We start from the raw sequence: 15,268 nt of genomic DNA, 5'->3' as shown, positions 1-15,268 counted from the left end.
GGCGCGAAGTTCAGAAGGCGCGACCGTGGCGCGAAGTTCAGAAGGCGCGACCGTGGCGCGCCGTTCAGGCGGCAGGCTCATGGGAGCTCGCCTCATGACAGCTTAAGGTGCACGGGCGCGACGCCGGCCGCGATCAGCGCCTGTGTGAGCTCGGCAGCCGCTGCGCGCATCAGTGCAGCCGCCTCTGGCGTTTTCGCCGCGAGATTCACGCGCACACCGCCGGCCGCGAGCGCCATGTCGGCGCCGATCTCCCCCAGCGTCGGCAGCTCGAGCGAAAAACGCGTGTTCCAGCCGCGCTCATGACCGGGTTCGTGCCGGTCCGGATCGTCGGCTTCGATCTCCCAGCGCAACGGCTGCCCGGGCCAAATCTCGCCGAGCCAGGTGATGTGCCGGCTATCGAGTGTTTCCAGCTGATTGCGCACCAGCGCCAGCGCGTCGCGCGCAACCAGCTGTGCGTGCGATTCGTCCGCTGGCCGGGCAGGCGTCGATTGCTGGCTCGTGGACGACGCGCCCTCGGCTACCGTGTCGGCATCGGCCAAGGACGCGGCGAGAAACGGCACCGGCATGCGTACCGCATCCGCTTCGCCTTCGGCCGGCGCCGCAGAGCCGGCCGCAGCGAGCGCCGCCTGCGGCTCCTGCAGCAGGCGCTGCAGCGGATATTCGCCGTCCACCCAGCGCGCCTGGTGCGACTCGTAGAACATGCCGCTTCGCTCCAGCGCGCGTGCCAAGGGCTCGGGCAAGTCGGCCGGCGTCGTGGGCGGCAACGGCAGGATCGGATGTGCTTGTCGCGGCGGCGCGGCGGCGGCTCCGCTGAGCAGCGCGGAGATGAGCCGGCCGGCATTGCTCAATGCGCCCGATTCGCTGCGCGCACCCGCGGCATCGCCCTGCGCGCCCGCACCGCGGTTGACGACGCGAAGCTCCACCACGTCGCCGGGCTTCACGTCGCCAGGCAACGCCGCCTTGATCGATCGTCCGTCGACCAGCAGGCGAAACGTTCCGTCGGCAAGTCGTGCTGCCACCTGCGCTCGCACCAGCTCGGAGTGTTCGTCGCCGACTTTGGGCGCTGTCGGCACTGCGCCGAGCGCGGTCACCGTGCGGGCCGTGGCGAGCAAGCGTGCGAGGAGCCGGGTGTCGATCATTGCGTTGCGACCGCTGCTGCTCGGGTCACGCGGCGTCGGCCGCGATCAGTTCTCGCGCGGCGGGCCGTATGCATGCAACAGCCGGCGCTCCTGTCCATTGCAGCTCAGCATCGTGCCGAGCTGATGCAACCAGGGCTCGGTGATATTGCGAATCGCCGCATCGTCGGCCAGCACCTTGCGGATCATCGTCGCCTTGTGCTGGCGCAGGTCCTCGGGCAGCGGCTCCTCGGTCTCCAGCGCGGACATGCGCGCGACCAGGTCGGCGCAGTGCCTTTCCAGGTCGATCAGCTTGTCCCATGCGCCGCTTTGCGCGGCGCTGAGCATGTGTCCCGTCGTGCGGGCGAGGCAGTCGTAGGCGCTGAGCAGACGTTGGCTGTCTATCGTCATTTGCCCGCCTCGCCGGCCGTCGCGGCTGCATTGCCGATCTGCGCCCAGGCGCCGCGCAGCTCGTTGAGCAGCCGCGTGGTCTCGTCCAGGAGCGAGGTGTCGTTGCGCAGGTTCGCCGCCAGCAGGCGGTTGAGCATGTAGTCGTAAAGGGCTGCGAGCCGTTCGGCCAGCGCGCCGCCTGCGCCCACGTCCAGGCTCGCTTTGAGCCCGCCGTCGATGATCTCGATGGCCTTGGAGATGGCGGCGCCCTTGGCTGCGATTTCGCCGCGGCTCATGGCGAGCCGCGCCTTGGCGATGGCCGCCAGCGTGCCGTCGAACAGCATCAGGATGAGCTTGTGCGGATCGGCGGCTGCGACCCCGGTCTCGACCCCCACTTCGGCGTATGCGTCGATGGCCTTGCGTGCGGCTGAATACATCGTGCCTTGCCTTCCTTACTTGGTTTGCGTTTCCAGGATGGCGAGCTGCCGGGTGAGGAACTCGCTGGTGGTGCTCATGCGTCCGAGCAGCGTGTCCAGGGCGACGAACTGCGCCCGGATGCGCGTCTCGACGTCCTGCAGCCTGCGTTCCATTTCCACCCCGCGGTCCTTGATGGTCTCGATCGATGCATCGATTCCGTTGGTGCGCGCCGCAATGGCCCCGTCCGTTTCGATGAAGCTCTCGACCAGCTTGTCCAGCGTGTCGGCGTAGCCGCGCGAGAAGTACACGGCTCCGCGCGTCCCGAGGGCTCCCCCGGTGATCTCGATCTTCAGCCCCGACGAAGGCCCCGAGCCGAGATCGGTGAGCACCTGGCCCGAGCCCGATGCGGCCGCACCGTTGATGGTGCCTTCCACGTCGAGCCCGGCGGTCGTTACCGGAGCGCCGCCGAGCAGGCCGGCGAGGGCATTGCCACTGCTGATTTGAACACTGGAGGCCGATCCGTAACGCCCGGAAGTAAGGGTCAGAACCCCCCCGCTTTCGGTTACGGAGACGGTCGTGCCGGCGGCAGCGATCGCTTGCGCGCCGTTGATCTTGGATTGCACTTCCCGGGCGAGGTCGGCGGCGGTGGCATAGTTGCCCGCCGCGAGCGTTATGACCGCGCTCTCGCCGTCCACGTTCACGGTGAAGGAATCGTTCACGCCCGCGGTGATCGTAAGCCCGGCCGCAGCCGATCCGACCTGGGCGCCCTGGGTCGCCAGGCGGCTGATCGACACCGCGTAGTCGCCCGGCTTGGTGGCATCGGTCGCGCCAACGTAACGCACGGCCCCATCGGTCGCTTTGCCCAGCGAGGCGAACAGCGCCGCGATGTCGTTGGGCGAGTCGGCGAGCGCGGCTTCGAACTTGGCCGAGTCGACGCTCAGCGTGCCGTCCTTCTGGAAGGTCACGCCGATCTGCGAAAGGTTGTTGTAGTTGCCCGAGACGCCGGTGAGGGCGCTGGAGAGCGCCGTGCGGATGCGCGATTGCAGCGTGATCACCGTCACGTCGCCCTGCAGTACCGTGCCCTGCTTGGTGGCCGGGTTGAACGACGAGACGTTCTTGATGGTCGCATTGAGCTCGTTGTACGCCTTCGCCAGCGCATCGACCGAAGTCTTGATCGCCCCCGAATCGCGAACCACGGTGATCGCGGTGAGGGCTCCCGCGTTGGCGCTCAGCAAGTTGAGCGTCACGCCTTCGATCACGTCGTTCACGATGTTTTTCGGCTTGGTGATTGCCACGCCGTCGACCTCGAAGGTGGCATTGCGCGCGCTCACCGTCTCGGCCAGGTTCTGTGTGCCGGCGGGATCGTGCGCGATCAGGCTCGACAGCGCCGCATCGCCCGCCACCGAGATGCGCACGCTACTGGCGGCGCCGGTATCGGCGACACTCAAGGCGAGTCGATAGGGCGTGCCGCTGCCGTCGTTGACAATCGACGCGGTCACGCCGATCTTGGCGGCATTGATGGCGTCGCGAATGCCGGCGAGCGTATTGTTGGATGCGCCGATCGTGACCGTCTTGGCGCCGGCGCCGTCGGCGGCGAAGCTCGCTCCCGTGTATTGGCCCGTCACGTCGTCGAAGCTGCCGCCGCTGATGGTGCCGAGCTCGAAGGTGATGGTGCCGGCGCCGATCGCACTGCTGGTGCTGGTCTGGCCAGCCGCGACCAGCTTCTGCGCCTGCGCGAGCTGCGTGACCTCGAGCGAATAACTGCCGGGCACGGCAGAATTTGCCGCCGTGACGGTCGCCACAGCGGTGGCGCCGATCGAGGCCTTGTATGCCTGGAACTTGTTCACGTCGTTCAGCGCCTGCACGGCACTCTGGAACGACGTGAGCGAGCTCTTCAACGTGCCGAACGCGGACAATTGCGCCTGAAAGCCGGCTTCCTTGCGAACCAGCGCCTGCAGGGGACGGCGCTCGAGCGCCATGAGTTGCTCGACGATGCTGTTGACATCGAGCTTGGATCCGATTCCAGGAGAGGATATGGCCATGTTCAGTGCTGCATTTCCGGAAATTGCTCAGGTGCTACGCGGGCGATGCTGCATCGAGCAACAATCATGCCGTTCGGTGAATGAGCAAGCCGGCGATACGATCGAGCGCGCGGCGCAGTTCGAGCGCTTCCTCGGTCGGGATCTGGCGAATGAGTTTTCGGGTCTCGGTATCGACGACACGCACGATCGCGCGTCCCGAGTCGGAATCGATGGAGAGCTCAACGCTGGCGTTGAGCGCCTTGGCTGCCTGGTTGATGGCCGCCACCGCTTCACGCACGACAGCCTCGTGGTCGGCCCGCGGTGCCGGCTGCGACACGCTGCCCGCAGTGTCCCTGGCGGAAGCGCCGCCTTGCGGCTTGGCTGCCGACTGGACCGAGTCGAGCGATGAGGCTGGATGGATCATGATGAGGTCGGAGCGAAACCGACGGCCAGCCGTTCGGGCTGGCCGCCGTTATCGCGATCGCGATTAGCCGCGGAGCAGTGCGAGCACGCCGTTGGGCAGCGCGTTCGCCTGGGCGAGAATCGCGGTGCCGGCCTGCTGCAGGATCTGGCCGCGCGTGAGCGCCGCCGTTTCCGCTGCGAAGTCGGCGTCGCGCACACGCGAGCGTGCGGCTTCGAGGTTCTCCGAGGTGGTCTCGAGGTTGGCGATGGTGGAGCCGAAGCGGTTCTGCACCGCACCGAGGTCGGCACGGATCGAGGACAGCTTCTGCAGCGCCGCGTCGAGCACGGAGATCGCGGAGTTCGCGCCCGTCTGGGACGCGATGCTGACCGAGCCGACGGCCGAGAGGGCGCCCGTCGTGCCGGCATTGGCCGCTGCGGCCGACCCGAACAAACCACCGGCTGCGCCGGCGAGGCTCGAGCTGACGGTGAAGGCGTTCTCGGAGTTGAACGTCACCTGCCCGCCGACAGTCGACGAGTCGGTCGTGGTCAACGCCCCGAGCGTGGCAGCCGCACCTTCACCGCCGGCCAGCGTCAGCGTCGCGGTGCCGGTGCCGAGTACATCTGCCAGGCCGATGTTGTAGCCCTCGGCTTGAACCAAACTGAGCGATGCGCCGGTGCCTTCCGCGGTAATGCCGGTCAGTCCGGTCTGCGCATTGATCGCGTCGCGAATCGCGGTCAGGTCGGTGGTGCTGGTCACGGTCGCGGAGATCTGCACCGCGGTCGTGTTCTGGCCGTACAGGTTGAAGGTGAAGTTGCCTGCCGCGGACAAGCCGCCGAGGGTGGCGGTCGTGCGGGCGGCGGCGGTGACGCCGGTGGAGCCGGTAACGTTGTTGACTTCGGCGGCGATGGAGCGTGCCGTAGAACCGGCTACAAGCGTGGTGTTGGCAATGGTCGATTGTCCGAGCGAGCCGTTGATGGTGACTGCCTGGGCTTTGAAGTTGTTGGCGCCAAGCCCTGCACCGGCGGCCGTCGCGACTTCGATTCCGAAGGTCGCCACGTCGTTCGTGCTGTTATAGCCGTAGTTTCCAAGTGCGGTGGCGCGCGCATCGGAGATCGTCACGTCGATCGTCTGGTTCGCATCGGCGCCGACCTGGAACTTCTGGCCGGCGAAGGAGCCGTCGAGCACCTTCTTGCCGTTGAAGGTCGTGGTGTTGGCGATGCGGTTGAGCTCGCTGGTGAGCTGCGACACTTCAGCTTGCAGCGCCTTGCGGTCGGCCGCGCTGTTCGAGTCGTTGGCCGACTGGATCGCGAGCTGGCGGATGCGCTGCAGGATGTTGCCGCTTTCCTGCAGGGCGCCTTCGGCCGTTTGCGACAGCGAAATGCCGTCGTTGGCGTTGCGAACCGCCTGGTTCAGGCCGTTGATCTGCGAGGTCAGGCGCTGGGAGATCGAAAGCCCGGCCGCGTCGTCGCGGGCGCTGTTGATGCGAAGCCCCGACGACAGCCGTTGCAGGGCGGTCGAGAGGCTCGATTGTGATGCGTTTAAGTTGCGTTGCGCGTTCAAAGACGCGAGATTGGTGGTGATGACCTGAGGCATCTCAAGCACTCCTTCCGAGTGTCCGGTTACTCAAACGGCGTCTTGCCGTCGACACGGTTGCCCATCTGTCGAGGGCGCGACACCGCTGTCTGGGAGCAATTACGGCGGACGTTTCGGGGAACTTGAGAAGTGTTGCGTGGGCAAGGACTTAGCGCGGTTCTGCGAAGCCTTGCTGTTACGGAGGAGCGGGCGGAAACTTTAGGCCGCCGAGATGCAGCGGTTTTTGCCTGCGCGCTTGGCCCGGTATAGCGCCGCATCGGCGCGCCCCGCCAGGGCATCGAACGGCTCGTGCGCGGAGCGTTCGGCGATGCCGCAGCTGAAGGTGATGGCGATGGTCTCGCCGCTCCCCGTCAGCGGAAGGGCGGCGAGCTCGCGCTGGACCCGGGCCATCACGGCGGCGGCTTCGTCCGGCCCGGCGTCGGGCAGCAGCACGAAAAACTCCTCGCCGCCGAGGCGGCCGACCCGATCCGTCGGACGCAGCGTCCTGCGTATCAGGGCGCAGACGTGCACCAGCGCGCGGTCGCCGACCGGATGGCCGTGCGTGTCGTTCAGCGCCTTGAAGTCATCCAGGTCGACGATGGCGACCGACAGCCGGCTGCCGTGCCGGTCGCAGCGCGAAGCCTCCTGCCGAAACGCCTCGTCGATCCCCCGGCGATTGAGCGTGCCGGTGAGCGGATCCTGCTGCAGCATCGCCTTCACCTGCTCGAGCTCGCTCTTCATCGATTCGATGCTGCGCTCGGCCTCGGCCACCTTGCGCTGTGCGGCTTGCAGTTCGTCTTCGCGGGTGCGCAGGCGCCGCGTCTCGGCGATGGCCTGGTTGAGCATCTCGATGATGGCGCCGACATCGCTCGTGCCCCGGATACGCTCGGCCAGCGCGTTCACGCGCTGATGATATGCGCCCAGGGGCGTGGCCGAGTCGGGCTCGGCGGCAGCGGGCTTGGGTGAACTGGTCCGTGACCGGCGTATGCTCGCTTGCGAGTTCATGATCTCCCCTTGCCTTGAAGGCTGCGCCCAATCGCGACGAAACGTTAGCACACGGTCATTGATGCCTGAAACTCCGAGAAGAACGGGCAATGCGTGCGTATTCGTTCGTCCACCCTGGCGGGGGCGATTGGCGGCGAGCCGCAGGTCCGTGGTGGGTGCAAGGTCCTGGGCAGTGGGATGTGCGGACGAAAGCGCATCGCCGCATGCTACGGCGGGGGTCGGGCGAAGAGCGCGCGAGTAGGCGACGAGGGTTGCGGCATTTCCGCACTTCGAGGAAAGGCGTCCGGTGTGTCCCTCTCCCTCTGGGGGAGAGGGAAGACAGGCACAATCCCTTTCCGCTCCCTCCGGGAGGGGTTGTAGCCTATTCGGCGACCAACACCCGATTCTTGCCCGAGCGCTTGGCCTGGTACATCGCCGCGTCGGCGCGGCCGATCGTCTGCTCGCGCGTCTCGCCGCCGCGGCGTTCCGCAATGCCCGCGCTGAAGGTGAGCAGCAGACGCTGATTGTCGTGCAGGAAGAAGCGCTTGGTGAGCTCGCGCTGCAGCCTGGAGATGACTACGACCGCATCCTGCAGACTGGTCCCGGGGAGGAGAATGACGAATTCCTCGCCGCCGTAGCGGCACACCACGTCGGTCGGGCGCACGGTCGAGCGGATGACCTTCGCCAGGTGCACGAGCGCATTGTCGCCCGCCATGTGGCCGTGCGTGTCGTTGAGCTTCTTGAAGTCGTCGATGTCGAGCAGCGCCAGGCTCATCGGCTCCTGGCGCCGCTCCGAAGCGGCGCAGGAGCGATCGAATTCCTCCTCGAGCCCGCGGCGGTTGAGCGCACCGGTCAGCTGGTCTTCGCGCACCTTGGCGCTCACCCGGCTGAGCTCGGTCTGCAGTTCGCGGACCTTCTGTTCCGCAGTACGCACTTCCTCCTGCGTCTTCAGGGTCTCCTCGCGCGAGCGCAGGGTGGCGGCCTGGACTTGACGGGTCGCGGCCGCCACCTGGTCCAGAATCCGGCTCAGCTCGATGATGTCGTCGGTGCTCTTGATCCGGGTCGACAGCCGCTCGATCGTCTCGTGATAGTCGCCCGTGCTGGTGGAGAACTCGCCCAGGCGATCGATGAACCCGGACACCATTGACTTGAACGCCGTCTTCGCCTCGGTGAGACTATGCCGCAGCGTCCCCTGGCGCAGGATCGCATCCTTGATGCTGCGCTCGGCGTGCTGAATCATGACCAGGTCGAGCGGTTGCGAAACGATCTCCGCCAGCACGCTGATCTGACCGTGCAGCCAGTCGTCTTCGCCCACCAGGGCGGCCACGTTCTCCACCACCAGGCGCAGCAGGCGCAGAATCCCCTGGTGCAGATCGGCGGTATTGGACGTGGTCAGCTCGACCTTGAGCAGAAAGGACTTGGTGGCGGCGCGAACGGCGTTGAACTCGTACGCTGCGCGCGCGCTGCGCGCCTGCTGGGCGAGCGATTCGGCTTCGAGCGCCATCGCCGGGTCGTAGGCGAGCAATGCCGCCATGCCGATGTCGAGCACGTGTGCGAGCAGATCGCACAGCATGATCGTATCGTCGGGCACTAGCGGTTGGGCGAACGCAGCGGCATGCGGCTGGGCTGGGCGCTTGAGCTCGCCCGTCTGGGACGGGTCCGGCTCCGGCGCAGCCGCCTCGGTGGCGAGCTCGGCCCAGCTCCTGACCAGGGCGGCGAGCTTTTGCTGCAACTGTTCCGGCGTGCTGGCAGGAAGCTCCAGCACCCGCTCCAGGCGTTCTTTCTTGCGCAGCCGCGAAAGGCCCTTGTGGCTCGCGTCGAACTGCTGCAGCAGCTCGGCGAGCAAGCCGCGCCAGCTCTCCGCCGCTGCGTAGTAGCGCGAAATGGCCTCGTTCGCCTCGTGCAGCAGGCCTGCGAGCTGGCCCCAATCGCGCTTGCCGGCCGCCCGCTCCATGGCCTTGGCGACCCGCAACAGCTCGGGCGAGGTGCGCGGAAAATCGTGCGCAATGCGCCCCAGGGTCTGTTCGGCCGCGGACCCTTCCGCGGCTTCGTCGACACCGGCGATCTCGTTGTACAGGCGGCGGTAATTTTCCGGCGACGGGTCGAGCTTGCGCACAACCAAGGCGCGCAGCGCTTCGCGCGCTACGTCTTTGATATTGCTCTTGGCAAGGGCGTTCGACATCGACCGCGTCCGGGATTGACCCAGGCCATAACGGTAACGCGGGGGTGTGACTTTAGCGGGCTACTCGACCAGGCCGTTCTTGATCGCGTAGTGCGTCAGCTCGGCGTTGTTCTTGAGCTGGAGCTTCTCCAGCAGGCGCGAGCGGTACACGCTCACGGTCTTGACCGAGAGCTTGAGCTCGACCGCCACTTCCGACAGCGTCTTGCCCGAGGAGAGCAGGGTGAGGGTCTGGTATTCGCGGTTGGACAACGATTCGTGCGGGGCGGCTTCCATGTCCTCGCCCAGACGCGCGGCGAGCTGCTCGGCGAGCGTGGGGCTCACGTACTTGCGACCCTGCTTCACCTGGCGGATGGCGGTTACGAGCTGCGCCGGGGCGCTTTGCTTGGTGAGGTAACCGGAGGCGCCGGCCTTGAGCGCCCGGATGGCATACTGATTCTCGGGATGCATGGAAAGCATCAGCACCGCGAGCTTGGGGCGCTCTTTCTTGATGAGCTTCAACGTGTCGATGCCGTTGCGGTCGGGCATGGAGATGTCCAGCAGGACCACGTCCCAGTCCGAGTCGCGCACCAGTTGCAGCGCCTGCTGACTGTTCTCCGCTTCGCCGGCCACGGTCATGTCCTCGGTTTCGGCGAGGATATTTTTCAGCCCACGGCGCAGAATCGCATGGTCGTCGCAGATCAATACACGAATCATCGCTAGAACAACGCCTTCTGCGTCAACGCCGAGCCTGTCTCGGGCGCTTGAGCGAGCGGAATCTCCACCTTGATGCGCGTGCCCGCACCCGCGACGCCATCGATCTCGACATCGCCGCCGAGCGAGCGCGCGCGCTCCCGCATGCCGCGGATACCGAACGAGCCCGGCTTGGAGAGCTGCTCGCGTGCGATACCGCGGCCATTATCGAAGACCTCCAGTACGACCACGTCCTCCCCGGCGACCAGGCTCACGTCGACCCGCGTGGCCTCGGCGTATTTGCTGATGTTGGTCAGAGTTTCCTGGAAAATCCTGAAAATCGCAACGCATAGATCCTGGTCGAGATAGACATCGTCATCGGATGTGGTGACTTCGCACGGAATGGCCATGCGGCGCTGGAACTCCTCGGCCTGCCACTCGATGGCTGCGATCAGACCCAGATCCAGGATCCCCGGGCGCAGATCGCGCGAGATGCGCTGGGTCGTTTCCATGGTGCGATCCACCAGACGTTCGATCGCCCCGGCCTTCTCGTGCAGCGGCTTCTGGTCTTGCGGCATGCGGTTGGTGAGCCACAGCAGGTCGATCTTGATCGCGGTCAGGTTGCCGCCGATGTCGTCGTGGATTTCGCGCGCGATTCTGGCGCGCTCGTCTTCCTTGACCTTCTGCACATGGTCGGACAGCTCCTGCAGCTGCTGGCGCGAGCGGCGGATCTCGATCTCGGCGAGCTTGCTCTGTGTGATGTTCCAGATCACACCTTCCCACAGCAGCGCCCCGTGCTCGAGCACGCGCGGGCTCGAGCGCAGGTTGATCCACTTGATCTCGTCGCTGCCCGGGAGCTGGATGCGGCCCTCCCAGTTCAGATCGGTCAGCTGCTCGGCCGAGCGCTCCAGGGCCTGATCGTAGCCGTCGCGGTCGAGCGCGTGGATCAGCTCCCGGAACACCGCCGGGCTCGCCTGCAGAGCCTCGGGGCTCACCCCGAGCAGGCGCGCGCAATCGCCGCTCACATACGGAAAGGAACGGTTGCCGTCGCGGCGCAGCATGAACTGGTACACCGTGCCCGGAATGTTGGATGCGATCGCGCGAAAGCGCGCTTCGTTTTCGCGCAGGTCCCGCTCGGCCCGCACGCGCGCCCGGCGCACGTCGGCTTCGCGCAGCTCCCGGTCGAGCGCCGGAATGAGCCGGGAAAGGTTGCGCTTCATGACATAGTCGTGCGCGCCGGCTTTCATCGCTTCGACCGCCACGTCCTCGCCGATGTTGCCCGACACGATGACGAACGGAATGTCGAGCGCATGCGCGCGCAGCGTGGCGAGCGCTTCCAGTCCGCTGAAATCCGGCATGGAATAATCCGATATGACGATGTCCCAGGGCCCCGAGCGCAGCGCCGCTTCCATCCCGACGCGGGTGTCGACCGCCTCATAGTACAGGTTGTAGCCGCCGCGCTTCAATTCCCACACGAGCAGCAGCACATCGTCCTCCGAATCCTCCACGATGAGGACCCGGACCGGGCGCTGCTGCGCCGCCGATTCGGATGCCGAGAGCAACATGTTACCGATCCTGCGGAAAGTGGCTGAGCAGCCACTTTCCGCACTGCGCTCCCCTCTCCCTTTGGGAGAGGGGTTGGGGGTGAGGGAGCGAGCCGTGAAGCATTTTCCGGAGGCTCGCTAGGGCTGGGTGCGGGTGGAGCCGAGAGCGCCGAGTGATTCGTTCAGCATGAGCCAATAGCGCGCAAGCTGCTCGACCGCCTGCGAGAAGCTGTCGAATGCGACCGGCTTGCGCACGAAGCTGTTGGCGTTGTTCTGGTAGGCATGCAGGATGTCGCGCTCCTCCCCGGAGGAGGTGAACACGACCACGCAGGCCAGCACGGTCCGCGGGTCGGACCGGATGCGCTTGAGCACCTCGAGACCGTCGATGCGCGGCAGTTTCAGGTCGAGCAGGATCAAGGTCGGCAACCGGCTCACGTCGCGGTCGCTGTAGGCGCCCTGGCCGAACAGGAAATCGAGCGCTTCCGCACCGTCGCGGACCACCTTGATGCGATCGCCGAAGCCGCTGCGGCCGAGCGCCCGCAACGTCAGGGCTTCGTCATCGGGGTTGTCTTCGACCAGTAGTATCGCAGGGGCATTCATGACCGACCGCCTCCACCTGCCAATGTGAAATAGAAGGTAGCGCCCTGGCCGAGCGTGGACTCGGCCCATACCGTACCGCCGTGCCGATCGATGATGCGGCTCACCGTCGCGAGCCCGACTCCGGTGCCTTCGAACTCGCGCGGCGAGTGCAAGCGCTGGAATGCGCCGAACAGCTTTCCGGCGTGCCCCATGTCGAATCCCGCCCCGTCGTCGCGCACGTAGTACACCATCTTGTTGCGTTGCGTCAACACTCCGAACTCAATGCTAGCGCTTGGCTGCTTGGAGGTAAACTTCCATGCGTTGCCGAGCAGATTCTGCAGCGCGATGCGCATCAGGCTGGGATCGGCGAGGCACTGTATCCCGGGATGAATGCTCACGTCGACGCTGCGCTCGGGGGATTCGGTACGAAACTCGTGGACGATGGCCTCGGCGATCGCGGACATGTCGGTGCGAACGCGCTTCAACTCGCTGCGCGTCACGCGCGAGAGCGACAGCAGGTCGTCGATCAACTGACCCATGCGCTGGCTCGCATTGCGCACGCGCTGCAGGTAGTCGCGCGCGGTGGCTTGCAGGCCGCCTGCGTACTCCTCGACCAGGATGCGGGAAAAGCCGTCGATCGAACGCAACGGCGCCCGCAGGTCGTGCGAGACGGAATAGGCGAACGATTCGAGCTCCCGGTTGGCCGCTGACAGTTGCGCCGTGCGCTCCGCCACGCGCCGCTCGAGCTGCTCGTTCATCTGCTGGATCGCCTGCTCGGCCTGCTTCTGGGCCGTGACGTCGACGATCACGCCATCCCAGACGACCGAGCCGTCGTCCAGATACTTGGGCATGGACTGACCGCGCACCCAGCGGATGCGGCCGCTGCGGGTCCGGATCGGCATCTCGGCGATCCACAGCGAGCGGCTGTGGCGCGAGATGCGCATGGACCGAAGCAGCTGGCGGCGGTAAGCCGGGTCGACCAGGCGGAACATGCTGCGCGGATCGCGTATCAGGGTTTCGGGGGTCTCCTCAAGCATGTCCAATGCCCGCTCGCTGACGAACTCGAACGCGGCGGTCCGGTCGGGCCGCAGGCGGTACTCGAACACGATGCCGGGGATGTTGGCCGCGATGCTGCGCAGGCGCTCGTCCGCCTGCTGGCGTTGCGCCTCTACCCGCTTGCGCTCGATGAACTGCCCGACCTGGTGGCCGATCGCCTGCATCGCTTCGATCAGGACGTTTTCCGGGCGCTGGTGCGAGCGGCCGAAGAACTGCAGCGCGCCGAGGAAGCGCTCGCCCGCCTGGACCGGGATCGAAATCGCGGAGCAGATGTCGGCCTCGATCAGGCGCAGCCGCAATTCGCTGCTCACCCGCGCGGGCAGATCGTTGTCCCATTGCGGATAGCGTGATTCGACCGTGCGCCAGTACATCGTGCTCGCGCGCAGCTGTCGCGGCGCGCTCAACGTTTCGACCAGTGCGTGCAGCGTAGGCGTCGGCTTGGTCCACGAGTAGGGGCAGGAAACGAGTCGGCTGGCGGCATCGAACACGCGATAGACGCCACACTCCCAGCCGAGCATGCTGCAGATCGTGCGCAGGATGCGCTCGATGGCCTCTTTTTCGGACTGCTCGTCGGTGAGCGCGCGGGCGACTGCATATTCGGTTGCGCGGCGCGCTTCGTCGAGCCGGCGCAAGGTCACGTCGGTTCCGACCAGGATGAATTCGACCAGCGTTCCGCCCGCACCCCGGCGTGCCGCCGCGGACACCGCCAGATCGCGCAGCTCGCCGCGGCGGGTGCGGATGCTGAGGTGATAGTCGCCGATTCCGCCCTGTGCGCTCGCTTGCAGCAGGCACTCGACCTGGACCTTGGCGTCGTTGTCGCAAAGCGCTTTCCAGAAATTACGACCCTGCAGCTCTTCCGGGGTGAAGCCGGTGATCTCGAGTACCGACGGGTTCACCGAGCGCGTGGTGCCGTCGGCGGCGATGGACGCGATCAGCGTCGGCGCCGAAGCGAGCACGTGACCGATGTATTCCTTCTCGGCTCGCAGATCGTCTTCGGCCCGCCGCCGCTCCATGTACTGGCCGATCTGGCTGCCGATCGCACGCAGCGAAGACAGCAGCTCCGGGTCGTACGGCTGTGCCTTGGCCGTCAGCAGCTCGACGATCGAGACCACCCGCGAGCCGAGCGTGACCGGAATGAGCAGCGAATTGACGAACGCGACGCCCGCAACCGGCGCATGGCGCGGCTCGAGCTCGGCCGCGCCCACCCACTTCGGTGTCGCGGTTCGCCAGACCTGGGCGAGCAGGTTTGCGTCGTCCCAGGCGACCTTGGCGCCGAGGCTTCCCGATATCGCATCGGCATCCCGATCGGGCCGGCACCACAGGCAGGCGCGCTGGAAGCCGTTCGCCTCGGCGTCGAAGTCCCACTGCGCCGCGCAGTCGAGCGCCAGCGACTGGCACAGCGTTTCCAGGATGCGCGGCATGGTATTGCCCAGCGGCGCCGATTCCGCCAGCAGTTGGGCCACGCGGTGCTCCACCAGGCGCCGGCGCTCGGCTTCGCGTCGCGACGTGATGTCGCGGGCCACGGCCGATGCCGCGGTGACGCGCCCGCTCGCGTCGCGCAAGGGCGAGAGCGTGACCGCGATATGGATGGTGCGCTCGCCCTTGATGCTCAACTCGGTTTCGAGGCCCTCGATCGCCTCGCCGCTGGCGGCGCGGGCGATCAGGCGAGTGGCCTGTTGGGCCTCGTTTGGCGGCAGCAACTCGGACAGGCGATGACCGATCGTTTCCTCCGGCCGGTAGCCGAACATGCGGGTGGCACCTCGGTTCCAGGACAGGATGTGGCCGTCGGCCGAGGCGCTGAAGATGGCGTCCTCGGTGGACTCCACCACCGCGGCCAGATGCTGCACGGCCTGCTCCGCGCGGCGCTCGTCGGTTACATCGCTGAGTGTGCCGCGCGCACGGTACGGCGAATGCTCGGCCGGGGCGGGCGCTTCGGCGCGTGCGCGCAGCCAGCGCACTTCACCCGACTCCCGCAGCGTGCGGAATTCCACGTCCAGGTGGCCTTGCGCCATCAGCGCCGCCCAGGCGCGCTGGACTCGCGGGCGGTCTTCCTCCAGCACTTTCTCGAGCAGCCGCTCCAGGGTCGGAACCAGCGCAGTCGGGACACCGAGCAGGCTTGCCGCCTGCGCGCCCCAATCGATGGTTCCCGTGCGCGCCTCGATGCGCCAACTGCCCAGGCGCGCGATGCGATGCACTTCCGTGAGCTCCGCCTGATTCTCGTGCAGTTGCGCGACCGATTCCTCGCGCCGCCGCAGGTGCCGGTCGAACAGCACCGCGAGCGTGAGGGCGAGCGCGCTGATCAGGAGCGCGGCCGTGCCTTCGATCGCGGCTTGCCG

General features: G+C 66.7%; 12 protein-coding genes. All 12 read right to left on the bottom strand.

Features of this window, described 5'->3' with window-relative positions:
* Positions 1–92: 92 nt before the first annotated feature.
* The gene (locus GEV05_25600; GenBank protein MPZ46697.1) at positions 93–1,139 is read right to left on the bottom strand and encodes a hypothetical protein; all 1,047 of its coding nucleotides are present in this window, start codon (positions 1,137–1,139) and stop codon (positions 93–95) included.
* 45 nt (positions 1,140–1,184) lie between these two features.
* Positions 1,185–1,526: a flagellar protein FliT gene (locus GEV05_25595; protein ID MPZ46696.1), complete on the bottom strand. Its 342-nt coding sequence runs from the start codon at positions 1,524–1,526 to the stop codon at positions 1,185–1,187.
* Positions 1,523–1,942, bottom strand: a complete 420-nt coding sequence (gene fliS / locus GEV05_25590) for a flagellar export chaperone FliS (GenBank protein ID MPZ46695.1) — start codon at positions 1,940–1,942, stop codon at positions 1,523–1,525. The genes GEV05_25595 and fliS overlap by 4 nt, the downstream gene beginning before the upstream one ends.
* A 15-nt stretch (positions 1,943–1,957) precedes the next feature.
* Positions 1,958–3,964 (bottom strand): flagellar filament capping protein FliD, encoded by a 2,007-nt coding sequence (gene fliD, locus GEV05_25585; protein MPZ46694.1) that lies wholly within the window; start codon positions 3,962–3,964, stop codon positions 1,958–1,960.
* A 64-nt stretch (positions 3,965–4,028) separates the two neighbouring features.
* On the bottom strand, positions 4,029–4,367 hold the full coding sequence (locus GEV05_25580) for a flagellar biosynthesis protein FlaG (GenBank protein MPZ46693.1): 339 nt from the start codon (positions 4,365–4,367) through the stop codon (positions 4,029–4,031).
* A 63-nt stretch (positions 4,368–4,430) separates the two neighbouring features.
* Entirely contained in the window at positions 4,431–5,939 is a 1,509-nt protein-coding gene (locus GEV05_25575) for a flagellin (protein ID MPZ46692.1), read from the bottom strand.
* Between the two features lie 198 nt (positions 5,940–6,137).
* The gene (locus GEV05_25570; protein ID MPZ46691.1) at positions 6,138–6,923 is read right to left on the bottom strand and encodes a diguanylate cyclase; all 786 of its coding nucleotides are present in this window, start codon (positions 6,921–6,923) and stop codon (positions 6,138–6,140) included.
* Between the two features lie 361 nt (positions 6,924–7,284).
* Positions 7,285–9,084 carry a diguanylate cyclase gene (locus tag GEV05_25565; GenBank protein MPZ46690.1) on the bottom strand — a complete coding sequence of 600 codons (1,800 nt, stop codon included), beginning with the start codon at positions 9,082–9,084 and terminating at the stop codon, positions 7,285–7,287.
* Between the two features lie 60 nt (positions 9,085–9,144).
* On the bottom strand, positions 9,145–9,777 hold the full coding sequence (locus GEV05_25560; GenBank protein ID MPZ46689.1) for a response regulator: 633 nt from the start codon (positions 9,775–9,777) through the stop codon (positions 9,145–9,147).
* A 2-nt stretch (positions 9,778–9,779) separates the two neighbouring features.
* Positions 9,780–11,318 carry a response regulator gene (locus tag GEV05_25555; protein MPZ46688.1) on the bottom strand — a complete coding sequence of 513 codons (1,539 nt, stop codon included), beginning with the start codon at positions 11,316–11,318 and terminating at the stop codon, positions 9,780–9,782.
* A gap of 117 nt (positions 11,319–11,435) precedes the next feature.
* Complete coding sequence (locus GEV05_25550) at positions 11,436–11,897, bottom strand: response regulator (GenBank protein MPZ46687.1); 462 nt, start codon at positions 11,895–11,897, stop codon at positions 11,436–11,438.
* The coding region (locus tag GEV05_25545) for a PAS domain S-box protein (GenBank protein ID MPZ46686.1) at positions 11,894–15,268 on the bottom strand (3,375 nt) is incomplete at its 5' end. The genes GEV05_25550 and GEV05_25545, both read right to left, overlap by 4 nt.

This window comes from Betaproteobacteria bacterium (assembly GCA_009377585.1).
Taxonomy (GTDB): Bacteria; Pseudomonadota; Gammaproteobacteria; order Burkholderiales; family WYBJ01; genus WYBJ01.
The sequence above is the reverse complement of the archived record's forward strand: the minus strand, read 5'-3'. Positions and strand labels throughout refer to the sequence as shown.

Excerpts from the sequence above, each read along its gene's own strand:
- GEV05_25595 (MPZ46696.1), bottom strand. The coding sequence starts at position 1,526 with ATGACGATAGACAGCCAACGTCTGCTCAGCGCCTACGACTGCCTCGCC.
- GEV05_25565 (MPZ46690.1), bottom strand. The coding sequence starts at position 9,084 with ATGTCGAACGCCCTTGCCAAGAGCAATATCAAAGACGTAGCGCGCGAA.
- fliD (MPZ46694.1), bottom strand. The coding sequence starts at position 3,964 with ATGGCCATATCCTCTCCTGGAATCGGATCCAAGCTCGATGTCAACAGC.
- GEV05_25555 (MPZ46688.1), bottom strand. The coding sequence starts at position 11,318 with ATGTTGCTCTCGGCATCCGAATCGGCGGCGCAGCAGCGCCCGGTCCGG.
- GEV05_25580 (MPZ46693.1), bottom strand. The coding sequence starts at position 4,367 with ATGATCCATCCAGCCTCATCGCTCGACTCGGTCCAGTCGGCAGCCAAG.
- GEV05_25550 (MPZ46687.1), bottom strand. The coding sequence starts at position 11,897 with ATGAATGCCCCTGCGATACTACTGGTCGAAGACAACCCCGATGACGAA.
- GEV05_25600 (MPZ46697.1), bottom strand. The coding sequence starts at position 1,139 with ATGATCGACACCCGGCTCCTCGCACGCTTGCTCGCCACGGCCCGCACG.
- GEV05_25575 (MPZ46692.1), bottom strand. The coding sequence starts at position 5,939 with ATGCCTCAGGTCATCACCACCAATCTCGCGTCTTTGAACGCGCAACGC.
- GEV05_25570 (MPZ46691.1), bottom strand. The coding sequence starts at position 6,923 with ATGAACTCGCAAGCGAGCATACGCCGGTCACGGACCAGTTCACCCAAG.
- fliS (MPZ46695.1), bottom strand. The coding sequence starts at position 1,942 with ATGTATTCAGCCGCACGCAAGGCCATCGACGCATACGCCGAAGTGGGG.
- GEV05_25560 (MPZ46689.1), bottom strand. The coding sequence starts at position 9,777 with ATGATTCGTGTATTGATCTGCGACGACCATGCGATTCTGCGCCGTGGG.